The sequence below is a fragment of the Microbacterium resistens genome, assembly GCF_031456305.1.
GTDB classification, from domain to species: domain Bacteria; phylum Actinomycetota; class Actinomycetes; order Actinomycetales; family Microbacteriaceae; genus Microbacterium; species Microbacterium resistens_A.
Window position 1 is genome coordinate 253,606 of sequence record NZ_JAVDUM010000003.1, and the last position, 11,815, is coordinate 265,420.

Annotated in this window: 13 protein-coding genes and 1 tRNA gene; 5 read left to right on the forward strand and 9 right to left on the reverse strand. The window is 68.3% G+C overall.

The features are described 5' to 3' along the window. The first annotated feature begins 15 nt into the window (after positions 1 to 15). Both J2Y69_RS05050 and J2Y69_RS05055 read left to right on the forward strand, forming a co-directional pair. Positions 16 to 372 (forward strand): DMT family transporter, encoded by a 357-nt coding sequence (locus J2Y69_RS05050; RefSeq protein ID WP_463675500.1) that lies wholly within the window; start codon positions 16 to 18, stop codon positions 370 to 372. Then, positions 369 to 758, forward strand: a complete 390-nt coding sequence (locus J2Y69_RS05055; protein ID WP_310018203.1) for a DUF5360 family protein — start codon at positions 369 to 371, stop codon at positions 756 to 758. The genes J2Y69_RS05050 and J2Y69_RS05055 overlap by 4 nt, the downstream gene beginning before the upstream one ends. On the opposite strand, the gene J2Y69_RS05060 is transcribed toward J2Y69_RS05055, so the two are convergent. The 4 genes from J2Y69_RS05060 to J2Y69_RS05075 all read right to left on the reverse strand — a co-directional run bounded on the left by J2Y69_RS05060 (position 725) and on the right by J2Y69_RS05075 (position 4,436). Further along, on the reverse strand, positions 725 to 1,798 hold the full coding sequence (locus tag J2Y69_RS05060) for a LacI family DNA-binding transcriptional regulator (protein ID WP_310018205.1): 1,074 nt from the start codon (positions 1,796 to 1,798) through the stop codon (positions 725 to 727). The two genes, J2Y69_RS05055 and J2Y69_RS05060, sit on opposite strands and share 34 nt — an antisense overlap. Positions 1,799 to 1,864: 66 nt before the next feature. Then, positions 1,865 to 3,169 carry an MFS transporter gene (locus J2Y69_RS05065; RefSeq protein WP_310018208.1) on the reverse strand — a complete coding sequence of 435 codons (1,305 nt, stop codon included), beginning with the start codon at positions 3,167 to 3,169 and terminating at the stop codon, positions 1,865 to 1,867. Between the two features lie 11 nt (positions 3,170 to 3,180). Next, positions 3,181 to 3,513, reverse strand: coding sequence for a hypothetical protein (locus J2Y69_RS05070; RefSeq protein WP_310018210.1), 333 nt, complete (start codon positions 3,511 to 3,513; stop codon positions 3,181 to 3,183). After that, on the reverse strand, positions 3,510 to 4,436 hold the full coding sequence (locus tag J2Y69_RS05075; RefSeq protein WP_310018212.1) for a DUF6772 family protein: 927 nt from the start codon (positions 4,434 to 4,436) through the stop codon (positions 3,510 to 3,512). Before J2Y69_RS05075 ends, J2Y69_RS05070 begins: the two co-directional genes overlap by 4 nt. A gap of 166 nt (positions 4,437 to 4,602) precedes the next feature. Here J2Y69_RS05075 and J2Y69_RS05080 point away from each other — a divergent pair, with 166 nt between their 5' ends. Together J2Y69_RS05080 and J2Y69_RS05085 are read left to right on the forward strand one after the other, a co-directional pair. Next, positions 4,603 to 6,024, forward strand: a complete 1,422-nt coding sequence (locus J2Y69_RS05080) for a mannitol dehydrogenase family protein (protein WP_310018214.1) — start codon at positions 4,603 to 4,605, stop codon at positions 6,022 to 6,024. A 115-nt stretch (positions 6,025 to 6,139) separates the two neighbouring features. Then, the gene (locus J2Y69_RS05085; protein WP_310018216.1) at positions 6,140 to 6,529 is read left to right on the forward strand and encodes a hypothetical protein; all 390 of its coding nucleotides are present in this window, start codon (positions 6,140 to 6,142) and stop codon (positions 6,527 to 6,529) included. 142 nt (positions 6,530 to 6,671) lie between these two features. Here the strand turns inward: J2Y69_RS05085 and J2Y69_RS05090 are convergent, their stop codons facing one another. Then, positions 6,672 to 7,181 (reverse strand): MarR family winged helix-turn-helix transcriptional regulator, encoded by a 510-nt coding sequence (locus tag J2Y69_RS05090; RefSeq protein WP_310018218.1) that lies wholly within the window; start codon positions 7,179 to 7,181, stop codon positions 6,672 to 6,674. 130 nt (positions 7,182 to 7,311) lie between these two features. Here J2Y69_RS05090 and J2Y69_RS05095 point away from each other — a divergent pair, with 130 nt between their 5' ends. Continuing rightward, entirely contained in the window at positions 7,312 to 8,103 is a 792-nt protein-coding gene (locus J2Y69_RS05095) for an SDR family NAD(P)-dependent oxidoreductase (RefSeq protein ID WP_310018320.1), read from the forward strand. 80 nt (positions 8,104 to 8,183) lie between these two features. On the opposite strand, the gene J2Y69_RS05100 is transcribed toward J2Y69_RS05095, so the two are convergent. From J2Y69_RS05100 to ngcE, 4 genes are all read right to left on the reverse strand, one after another. Then, positions 8,184 to 8,256, reverse strand: a tRNA-Arg gene (locus tag J2Y69_RS05100). A 212-nt stretch (positions 8,257 to 8,468) separates the two neighbouring features. Then, positions 8,469 to 9,371: a carbohydrate ABC transporter permease gene (locus tag J2Y69_RS05105; RefSeq protein ID WP_310018220.1), complete on the reverse strand. Its 903-nt coding sequence runs from the start codon at positions 9,369 to 9,371 to the stop codon at positions 8,469 to 8,471. Next, positions 9,368 to 10,390 (reverse strand): carbohydrate ABC transporter permease, encoded by a 1,023-nt coding sequence (locus J2Y69_RS05110; RefSeq protein ID WP_310018221.1) that lies wholly within the window; start codon positions 10,388 to 10,390, stop codon positions 9,368 to 9,370. The genes J2Y69_RS05105 and J2Y69_RS05110 overlap by 4 nt, the downstream gene beginning before the upstream one ends. Next, positions 10,387 to 11,799, reverse strand: a complete 1,413-nt coding sequence (gene ngcE, locus J2Y69_RS05115; protein WP_310018223.1) for an N-acetylglucosamine/diacetylchitobiose ABC transporter substrate-binding protein — start codon at positions 11,797 to 11,799, stop codon at positions 10,387 to 10,389. The genes J2Y69_RS05110 and ngcE overlap by 4 nt, the downstream gene beginning before the upstream one ends. Between the last annotated feature and the right edge of the window lie 16 nt (positions 11,800 to 11,815).

Here is an 11,815-nt window from a genome sequence, read left to right on the forward strand (position 1 = left end):
GTCCGGTACAGTAAAGTGCATCCCATGCACTGGTGGTTCCTATCCGGCGCGATCGTCGCCGAAGTCCTTGCAACCCTGTCCCTCCGCGCCTCGACCGATGCCGATCCCGCCTGGCCCTGGTGGGTCTTCACCGGCGTCGGCTATGCATCGGCGTTCGGGCTCCTCTTCGCCGCGCTCTCGCACGGCGCCGCGTTGTCCGGCGCGTATGCGACCTGGTCCGGCGTCGGCGTCGCCCTCACCGCGATCGCGGCATGGCTCGTGTTCGGCGAGCGTCTGACGATCGGCGCCATCGTCGGGATCGTCCTCGTGATCGCCGGGGTCGTGCTCATCGAGTGGTCCTCGAGCGCCGCGACGACGGAGGCGCCCGCATGATCCGCAAGGGCCTCATGGCGGTCACAGACGTCGGGCTCATCGTCTACTGGGTGCTCACCGCTCTCGGCATCGTCTCGGTGGGCGGTGACGGGATGATCACCGCGTGGAACTGGTCCTTCCTCCCGCTCGACGCGTTCGCGATCGCCGCCGGCCTCGCCTGGTCGTTCCTTCCGAGGGCGCACCGATGGGCCACCCCGATGCTCGCGATCGCGCTCGCACTCACCCACGCGGCCGGGCTGCTCGCGCTCAGCTTCTTCGTCCTCTGGGGGACCTGGGACGCGTCGTGGTGGCTGGTCAACCTCTGGCTCGCCCTCATGCCCGTGGGAGTCGCGCTCGCCTCGCCCCGCCCGCCTCAGGCGGGCGGGGCCGTCGAGTCGCGCGCGTGAAGGACGGGAGGCGGCTCGGAGAGCACGATCCGGCTCGCGGCGTCGGGGGCGGTGAGGAGCTGTCGCACGGCGACGACGCCCATCTCCCGGAGCGGGAGGCTGACGGTCGTGAGGGACGGGACGAGGTGCTCGTTGATCCACGTGTCGTGCACGGCCGCGACGGAGACGTCCTGTGGGATCGAGAGCCCCTGGCGGGCCGCGGCGCCGAGCACTCCGATGCCGATGAGCGAGTTCCCCGCGATGAGGGCCGTCGGGCGCTCCGTGCCGGCGCGCCAGCGCGAGGCGAGCTCGATGAACCCGGCACGGCCACCGTTGGCGGACCAATCGGCGTGGACGCGGTCTTCGGGGCGGAGCTCGAGGCCGACCGCTCCCAGCGCCGACACGATGCCCTCCTCGCGGAGCCTGCCGGTCATCGAGTCCCGGGGGCCGGAGACGAGGCCTATCCGGGTGTGTCCCAGGGACAGGAGGTGCTCCGTGAGCATGCGGGTGGCGGCGGGCTCATCGGGAGCGACGCTGGAGACGCGATCCTGCTCCGCGCGGGGCGGGGCGTTCACGACCACGGTCGGCAGCACGCGGGCGATGTCCGCGATGCGCTGGCCGAATTCGGCGTGGCCGCCCTGGACGATCAGCCCGTCGACGCGGTTGCCGTTGACGAGCACCTTGAACACGTCGTCATCGTTCAGGAGCTCGTCGACATCGCCGAGAACGAGGAAGGAGTTGTGGGCAGCGGCCTCGGCGCGTGCGCCCTGCATCAGCTCCAGATGGATCGGGCTGGAGAGGTCGTGGACGACGAGGCCGATGAGACCGTTCCGGCGGATGCGCAGGCTCTTGGCGGCGATGTTCGGGACGTATCCGAGGGCCGCGGCGGCGTCGAGGACACGCTTCCTCGTCTCCGCGGATGCGCGCACCGCCGGGTCGGCGTTGAGCACGCGCGAGGCGAGGGCGATCGAGACCTCGGCGGCCGCGGCGACGTCCGCCAGACGGACGGCCCCGCCCCTGGGCGCCCGGATCGCTCTCTCGGGCAGGGGCGGTCCGTCCATGCTCTCTACTATGCCCTCACGACTGCGGCGGCGTCGACGCGGAACGCCGCCGCAGTCGCATCGGGACTACGCTCCGGCGCGCTCCGCCGACGGGGCGGCCGAGCCGGCGAGCCGTCGCGTCTCCGGGAGCAGGAACATGCCGAGCGCCGCGAGCAGCATGAGCACCAGGCAGTAGAGCGCGACGAGCCAGGACTCGCCGGAGGCGGCGGCGGTGAGCGCTGCGGCGACGAAGGGCAGCGTGCCGCCCACGATGGCGCCGGTGATCTCGCGACTGAAGGTGACGCCCGTGTAGCGGTAGTGCACGTCGAACAGCTCCGACATGAAGCCGGACTGCGCGGCGAGCATGGCGTCGTTGCAGAAGGTGAAGATCAGCACCAGGGCGATCCAGATGAGGAGCGGGGTTCCGGTGTCGAGCAGGAAGAAGAACGGGAAGACGAGCACGGCGGCACCGATCGCCCCCGCCAGGAAGACCGGGCGGCGACCGATGCGGTCGCTGAGCCAGCCCGCCGCGGGGATGGTGATGAACTTCAGCAGGTTGCCGATGAGGATCCCGGTGAGGCCGATCCAGGCGGGAGCCCCCACGATCGTGGTGAGGTAGGTGATGGCGTAGACCGACGGCAGGTAGCTGGCGACGTTCGGGCCGATGCTGGCGAGCATTGCGAGAGGGATACGGCGGCCCGCGGAACGGAACAGCTCGCCGAGGGCGACGCGGGGCACGTCGCCGCTGGCCTTGGTCTCGGCGAACTCGGGGCTTTCCGGAACGCGCAGCCTGATCACGATCCCCGCGATGCAGACGGCGATGCTGGCGAGGAAGGCGATGCGCCATCCCCAGGCGAGGAAGTCCTCTTGCGAGAGCGTCGTGTTCAGCAGCGTCAGCACCCCCGTCGCCAGGAGCGCGCCCGCGGCGTTGCCGGCACCGGGGATCGCGGCGTTCAGCCCGCGCGACGAGTCTTTCGAGTGCTCCGCCGCCAGCAGGGTGGCGCCCGCGTACTCGCCGCCGGCGCCGAAGCCCTGGAGCACGCGCAGGATGATCAGCAGGATGGGCGCGGCGACGCCGATCGCGGCGGCGCTGGGGATGAGCCCGATCAGCGTGGACGAGATGCCCATCAGGATGAGGGTGAGGAAGAGCATCTGGCGTCGGCCGTAGCGGTCGCCGAGGTTGCCGATGATCACGCCGCCGATCGGCCGTGCGAAGAATCCCACGGCGAACGTGGCGAACGACGAGAGCGTGGCCGTCAACGCGTCCTCGGTCGGGAAGAACACCGCGGGGAACACGAGGGCGCTCGCGGTGGCGTAGAGGGAGAAGTCGTACCACTCCAGCGCGGTGCCCACGGTGGCGCCCACCGTGGCCTTGTTGATTCGAAACGTCATTGTTCTCTTCCTTATCCTTTCAGTGCCAGGCGTACGGAGGCCGTGACGGGGGTCACCTGTCCGTCGCCGTCGATCGCGGTTCCGGAGAGCCGGAGGAACCCTCCGAAGTGGGAGACACGGGCGTAGGCCACGTCTCCGACCTCCAGGACGGTCCCCTCGTCGATCCAGCGGATGCCGTCGGCGCTCAGCTGCACGCGCAGCGTGACCCGGATGTCCGGCGCGCTGTCGTGGATCTCTACGAAGAAGATCGCCTCGTCGGCCCAGCCGCACTCGTACGGATGGGTCTCGATCGTCGAGTCGAAGGTCTGACGGAGCTCGACGACGGAGGTCGAGAAGGTCTTCACGACTCGTCTCCGGTCTCTGCGGAGATCACGACGGAGTCCAGGAACAGCGACACCCGCCGATCGGTGTCGGCCTCGACGAAGAAGACCGGGTTCAACAGCCCCTCGATGTCGTTGTACGCCGGTGCCCAAGTGGGATGAGCGCCGGCGGGGAAGCGATGCGTCCTGCCGCCGACGCGGAACTCCTCGTAGCTGCGGGTCTCGAGGTTCACGGTCAGCGACAGGGGCGTCCAGTTCAGCTTGTCGTCGGACTCGTTGTAGATGAGATGCTGTTCGCCGCCCTCGAACCACGTGGTCGCTGCGGTGGAGCCGTCGGCGTGCCGCTCGCCGAACCACTGCGGGTCGATCCCCGCCTTGTGCCAGCCGTCGACGCCGTAGCTCCACTCGCTGTCGGTGGAGTCGGTCGGGCTGTAGAACTGCCATGCCCGGACGGGGCGCCCGCCGATCGCATTCACGTAGCGGACGCCCGGCATGTAGCGGTACTCGCGGTCCTGCAGGTCGACGAACAGGCCGAAGGCGCGGAGGTCGTCGACCCCGAGACCCGGTCGGTCCTGTTCGGCCTTGTAGGCGAAGAGCGCCTCGATCCGGATGCGGCGCGTTCCCGGCGGCACGGCGAGCCGCTTGATCGACAGCCCCATCGAGCCGGGCGCCGGCGGCTGGTCCGCCGGCGCGGCGGAGGCACGGCTCGAGATCTTGAGCGAGTACGTCCCCTGGGCCGATCCGTGCGTCCCGCCGAAGGCGAAGGTGGCGGAGCTGAGCATCGTCGGACCCCAGTGGATCAGATCGATGTCCCCCGAATGCTCCCGGAATCCGGGGGCGACGAAGTTGGGCCGGAGATCGAGCCAGCCGTTCATGCCGGTGTCGAAATCGTCCGAGACCAACACGCGGGGGAGGGGGGTGAAGTACCCGGAGACATGCGTCGTCATCGTGCGCGGAGCCCGTTCTCCTCAGGGCCTCGAAGAAGCCGAGTTACTTGAACAATCGATTTATCATTTGTACGCTTGATCTCGTCCGGCTGTCAACCCGCATGGTGCGGGCCACGACGCCACACGATCCGATGGCGTCGAGCGCGTCGCGGAGCAAGGAGAGAACATGGTCGCCGCGGTCGTCCCGAACGTGCCCCCATACGACCGGGAGGACATCACGCCCGGCATCATGCACATCGGCGTCGGGAACTTTCACCGTTCCCACCAGGCGATGTACCTCGATCGACTCCTCCGGCGAGGCATCGCCATGGACTGGGGGATCGTCGGGGTCGGCCTCCTTCCCGGTGACGCCCGGATGGGCGCCGTGCTGCGGGAGCAGGCCTTCACCTACACCCTCGTCGAGCTCGCCGGCGACGGCGGGGTGACGGCGACGCGGATCGGGTCGATCATCGATCATCTGCACGCGCCCTCGGACCCGATCGCGGTGCTCGAGTCGCTCGCCTCGCCCGCCATCCGCATCGTCTCGCTCACGATCACCGAGGGCGGTTACAACACCTCCGAGGCGACGGGGGAGTTCGACGGGACGGACCCCGAGGTGCTCGCCGACGCCCGGCGGGTGACCCCGCGTACCGTCTTCGGGATGCTCGCGGCCGGTCTGAGGCGGCGTCGTGAACGGGGCATCGCGCCTTTCACCGTGGTGTCCTGCGACAACATCGTCGGTAATGGAGACGTCACCCGGCGTGCGCTGGTGGCGTTCGCGCGGCTCGCCCACGACGACGGCCTCGCGGAGTGGATCGAGGGGGAGGTGGCGTTCCCGAACAGCATGGTGGACCGGATCACCCCGGTGACGGGCGACGCCGAGCGGGCGCTCGTGCGCGATCTGCTCGGCATCGAGGATGCGTGGCCGGTGGTGTGCGAGCCGTTCGCGCAGTGGGTGATCGAGGATGACTTCCCGCTCGGGCGCCCCGCGTGGGAGGAGGCGGGGGTGCAGCTGGTCGACGACGTCGCGCCGTTCGAACGGATGAAGCTCCGACTCCTCAACGGCAGCCACCAGGCGATGGCATACCTGGGCCTGCTCCGCGGGCACACCTTCGTGAACGAGGCGATGGGCGATCCCGCCGTGGTCGAGCTGGTCGAGCACTATCTGGACGAGGCTGCCGGGACGGTGCCGCCGGTCGCGGGCATCGATCTCGCGGCATACCGGATGCGACTCATGGAGCGGTTCGGCAACGCGAACATCCGCGACACGGTGGAACGTCTCGCGACGGACGCGACCGATCGCATCCCGACCTTCCTGCTGCCGGTCGCCCAGGACCGCCTGCGCGCGGGCCTCGCCTCACCGGCGACGGCGAGGGCGGCGGCCGCCTGGGCCGTGCACTCCGTGAGGGCGGTGCGCTCGGGCGGCGCGCCGAACGACCGTCGGGCCGACCGGATCGCCGCGGCCGTGGCGGAGTCGGGGGCGGACGCGGCGGGGCTCCTTGCCCGATGCGAGTGGTTCGGAGCGCTGAGGGATGATGCGGCGTTCGTCGAGGCGTTCGAGCAGGGGGTCCGCGAGTTCGCGACGATCGATCCCGGGGCCGGCGGCTGACCGAGAGCCTGTTCGTCCCGCGCTCAGCGGGGCGAACGGCAGAGGCCTCGTGGCGCCGCGGTGTCTGGAGCGTTCCTCCTGTCGCGTTCCTCCTCTCGCTCTGTATGCTCGGCGCATGGCGTCGGCGGACGGGGCGTGGTCGAGGGGATCGCTCCTGTTCTTCGTCGTGGCCGCCGTGCTCGGGGTGCTCGTCATGGCCGGTGCGTGGACCTGGTTCGTCTTCACGTACGCGACGGAGCTGGGCGAGCAGCGCAGAGCGCTGTCGTTTGGCGGCGAGGCGGCCGGGGGTTTCGTCGGCGGGCTCAGCCTCGCGCCTCTGGTGATCGCGCACGTGGTCGGATTCGTCGTGCTCGGCATCGCCGCCACCCATGACGGTCGCGAGACGGCGAAGCGGTTCAGGGTCACGGCGGGAACCGTTCTCGCCTGTTCCGTGCTCGGCCTGTTGGTCGCTCAGATCGTCTCGGGCGGCCGACTCCTTCTGGTGGCTATGGGCTTTGTGGGCTAGGAGCTGGAGAGCTTCCTTCGTGCGGACGAGAAGGAGGGGGAGCGCCAGACGAGCCTCAACGACGGCGACGCCCGGGGTTTCCGGGCCAGCAACACCCTGACGATCGATCGTGGCGCGACAGGCCAGGTGCTCCAGTGCGTGATCAATCCGGGAGCGGACGACTGACGGCCGACGGGTTCCATGTCGGAGACGAATCTATGGCCGCCGAGATGCGCCTGCTGATGGCCCCCAGCTGTCGGGCCTGGGCGTCGGTGAGGGAGGCGAACACGAGCCGGGCCACCAGGGCATGGTGTCCGGGAGTCGCCTCGGCGACTGTGTCGTGGCCCTGATCGGTCAGGGTCGCCAGGGTGAAGCGCCCGTCGCTCGGATCGATCGTGCGACGGACCCAGCCCCTGGTCTCGAGGCGCGAGATCGCGCGGGAGAGCCTGGAGAGGGTGCAGCTCGCGTAGCCCGCGAGCGTGCTCAGCCGCAGGGTGCGCTCCGGGGCGGCATCCAGCGCGTAGAGGATGCCCTGCTCGAAATGGGTGAGCCCGCTGTCGCGCTGCAGCTGGGCGTCGAGCGCGGCCGGCAGTCGCTCCAGAAGCGTCGCCACCGACGCCCAGATCTCCAGGTCCGCCGCGCTCAGCTCGGCGTCTTCGGCTGGTGCTGACATGCTCTCCAGAGTAGTTCACTCCCGCGCCGCGCCGGCCGATTCAAGTTGCCCAAGCAAGTGAAAGCCATTTAGTCTGACTTGCTCAAGCAAGTAAATTCGACGCCGAGCGCGTTGAGGATCGGGAGTGGTCATGGACCTTCAGCTGCAGGGCGGGACGGCGTTCATCAGTGGATCGAGTCAGGGCATCGGATATGCGATCGCCTCGGCGCTCGCCGCGGAAGGTGTGCAGGTGACTCTGAGCGGGCGCGACGCGGCGAGGTTGTCCGCCGCCGTCGATCGGATCCGCGACGAGCACCCGGGGTCGAGCCCGAGGGGTCTCGTGGCGGACTTCGCGAAGCCGGAGGAGGTGTCGCGGCTGATCGAGTCCCTCGGGGACATCGACATCCTCGTCAACAACGTCGGGCTCTTCGGCCTGGCCGACTTCGAGTCCATCGCCGATGAGGAGTGGGCTCGATACCTCGACGTCAACCTCATGAGCGGGGTGCGGCTGTCGAGGCACCTCCTCGGCGGGATGCTGCGACGGGACCGAGGCCGGATCATCTTCATCAGCAGCGAGTCAGGGGTGAACGTTCCCGCCGACATGGTGCACTACGGGGTGACGAAGGCGGCGATGCTCGCGCTCGGAAACGGCCTCGCGAAGCTCACCCGGGGCACTTCCGTGACGGTCAACACGGTGCTCGGCGGCCCGACCTACTCCGAGGGGGTGGCCGCGGCCGTCCACGCGATCGCGGAGACGCAGGCGATGTCCGTCGAGGCGATGAAGGACGCCGTCATCGCGCAGAACCGCACCACGCTCCTGGAGCGCTTCATCGAGCCGGCCGAGATCGGCAGCCTGGTCGCCTACCTCGCCAGCCCTCGGGCCTCGGCGACCAACGGTGCCGCCGTGAGGGCGGACGGAGGTGTCCTCACCGCGATGCTGTGAGGTTCGGCGATACGGGAAGAGCGACGTTGCGTCCCTGTGCCCGTCATTCGGGCTACGGGTCGACAGCGTCGCTCGTGATGTGCCCCCGACAGGAATCGAACCTGCGACCTACGGTACCGGAAACCGGCGCTCTATCCGCTGAGCTACGGAGGCGTACCGATCGAGCCTATCACCGGAGGGATGCGAGTGAGGAACCGGGCGTGCGCCCCGCGCGCGTCGCGGCGTGGGGCGTCTCGGAGCCGGAGACCGGCGGTCGAGGGGAGGGGAAAAGGAATCGGGAGGAGCATCCGGCCGGGATCGTCCTCCCGGATCCGGATGCTCCTCCCGAATGCGTGAGCCGGTGGCTCGCGCGTGAGGAACGCCGACTACTTCATCGTCCCCTGCGACACCGAGCCCTGCAGCTGGCGCTGGAAGAAGATGTACGTGATCAGCACCGGCACGATCGTGATCATGACCGCGGCGAACAGGGCGCCGAAGTCCACCTTGTACCCCGCGGCGGAGGCGAAGGCCGCCATGCCCTGGGACAGCACGTACTGACCCTGGTCGGTGTTCAGCGCGACCGGGAGCAGGAACTGGTTCCACAGGCCCAGGAAGTTGAGGATCGCGACGGCCGCGAGCCCGGGCCTCGCCATCGGCAGCATCACCTGGAAGAAGGTGCGCCATTCGCCGGCGCCGTCCACGTAGGCGGCCTCCTGGATCTCGTACGGCAGCGACTTGAAGAACGAGAAGAGGAAGAACACCGTGAACGGGAGCGCGAAGGCGACGTACGTCAGGATCAGTCCAGGGAGCGTGTTCAGGAGCCCCATGCCCTGGAGGACGAAGAACAGGGGCACGATCGCCAGGAACACCGGGAACGTGAGGCCCGCGAGCATCAGGTAGTAGATGACCCGGCTGCCCGGGAGCGCGAACCGGGCGAGCACGTAGGCGCACATCGCCCCCAGCACCATGACGAGGACCAGCGAGACGCCGACCACGATCACGGTGTTGATGAACATCTGGCCGAAGTTGTACTGCGTCCACGCCGAGATGTAGTTGTTCAGGTTCCACTCGGCGGGGAGGCCGAACGGGGAGGCCAGGACCTCACGGGAGGTCTTGAACGACGACATCAGCGTCCACGCGAGCGGGGTGATGACGATGACCGACCAGACGATCAGGACAACGTGCGAGACGCCTCCTACGACCTTGTCGCCCGTGGTCGTCTTGCCGCCGCGGATGCGCCGAGCCGCCTTCTTGTCGACGGTGATGAATGTCGAGGTGCGGTCGCTCATGAGCGGCCCCCTTCGTCCTTGCCGCCGGTGAGGCGGTTGACCGTGAAGACCACAGCTGCGAACAGCAGGGTGATCACCGCGAGCACCACTCCCATCGCGCTCGACAGGCCGAACTGGCCCTTCTCGAACGCGGTGCGGAACAGGTACTGCGACATCACCAGGGTGGAGTTGGCGGGGCCACCGGTGGAGTTCAGGGCGGCCATGTACACGAACGCGTCCAGGGCCATGATGCCGATGTAGATGTATGCGGTCTGAACGTTGTCGCGGATGAGCGGCAGCGTGATGGAGATCGTCGTGCGGAAGCGGCCTGCGCCGTCGAGCCGCGCCGCCTCGTACACCTCGGCGGGGATGCCCTTGATCGCGGCGATGAAGAGCACCATGTAGAAGCCGACCATGCCCCAGACGATGACGAAGATCGATGCGCCCATCGCGGTGCGCTCGTCGCCGAGCCAGGCGAAGTCGTTCGTGTTGAGCCCGACGGCGTCCAGCAGGCCGTTCAGCAGTCCGCTGGGGGAGTAGATCTGCGACCACAGGATGCCGATGACGATCGCGGGGATGACGTACGGGAAGAACGACACCACGCGGTAGAAGCTCGATCCGCGCAGACCCCTGACCTGCCCGCTGCTGGGGCCGCCGATGGTGATCATGCTCGCGAAGACCATCGCGATGGCCAGCGTGACCAGCGGCACGAGGATCGCCAGGACGATGTTGTTGCCCATCGCCTGGAGGAAGGTGGTGTCCTGGAACAGCTTCACGAAGTTGTCGAGCCCGACGAACTGCATGTTCGGTGAGAACCCGGTCCAGTTCGTCATCGAGTAGTACACCGCCTGGATGAACGGCGAGATCACGAAGACGATGTAGATCGCGAGTGGGACCCCGAGGAACGCGACCAGGAAGGTCACGTAGTCGAAGGTCAGCCTGCGCCGCCCGAGGCGGGGCGCCTTACGGCGCCCCGCACGAGCAGCAGTCACGGCGGCGGTGTCCAGCGCCGCGTCGAGACCGGGACTGCTGAGGGTCATTTGATCTCGATCTTCTGGATGGAGCTGTCGTTGCGGACCTTGTCAGTCAGCGCCTGCAGCTGCGCGGTGATGGTCGCGACGTCCATCTTCCCGTCGAGGAACGAGTTCCAGATGGGGAGCTGGTCGGAGTTCATGCCGTAGAGGTTGAACGCCTTGATGGTGAAGACGTTCGAACCCGCAGCGTCCAGGAGCTCCTTCTGCGAGACCAGGGCGGTGGAGCCGAAGCCGTCGTCGGGGACGATGCCCTTGACGATGGTCGGGGCGAGCTTGTTCTTCGCGAACCAGGTCGCCGACTCCTTCGAGAGCATCACCCGCAGCAGCTCCTTGCCGGCCGCGGGGTTCTTCGCCTTCGAGGGGACGATGAACGGCTCGCCGGCCTCGGCGCGGAGGGTTCCGGCCGGGGACTTCTGGGAACCGTCGAGCGGAAGATCGCCGATGCCCTTCATCGTGAAGCCGTCCGCCGTCTGGTCCTTCATCTCGTTCTCGATCCACGAGCCGGAGGGGTACAGCAGGGCCTCCTGGTCGAGGCTCCACTGCGCCTGCGCGGCGGTGAACTGCGTGCCGGATCCGCCGGGCTTGACGTAGCCGGCCTGGATCAGCTCGTAGAAGACCGTGAGGATGTCCTGGATGACCGGGTTCGACCAGCAGTTCTCCTTCAGGTTCTCCAGGGGGAGGCGCACGTCGTCGCCGCCCTGGACGACCGCGGAGTTGACCACGAAGGTCTGGTAGTAGGTCGCGGCCTCCTTGCCCCAGAGGAAGAGGTACTTCCCCTTCTCCTTCGCCGCGGCGCCGAGGGCCTTGAGGTCCTGCCAGCTCTTGGGGACCTGGAAGCCCTCCTTGGTGAAGAGGCCCTCCGAGTACCACAGGCCGTAGACGGTCATGACGTAGTTCAGCGCGGCGAACTTGTCGCCGAACGTCCCGGGCTTCTCGACCCCGCCGTAGAGCGTGTCGCGGATCTTCTCGCCCTCCAGGTTCTTCGCATCGAGGACATCGGTGAGGTCCTCGAGCTGGTCCAGGATCGTGTTGAAGCCGATCGAGTTGGCGCCGGAGTTGTCCACGAGGTCCGGCGGGTTACCGCTCACGAAGCGGGGCTGGAGCTCCTGGGCGATCTTGGTCGAGGCCGAGACCTTGACGCTCGCCGCGGACTTGCCCTTCTCCATGATCTTCGCGGCGTTCTCGACATAGTCGATGCCGTAGCCGCCGTCGAAGACGACCGCGTCGACCTTGGCGTTGGCGGCGACACCGAACGGGTTGTCGGCCGAGACTTCGCCCTGAGGTCCGGCGCTGGCAGTGCCGCCGCCGGGTGCTGCGCAGGATGCGAGGCTGACGCCGAACGGGACGAGTACAGCCGCGAGCGCCGCTCCGCGCAGGAGCGAACGGCGGCTGACGGACGCGTCGTTGAGTTCCATGGTTCTTTTACCTTCC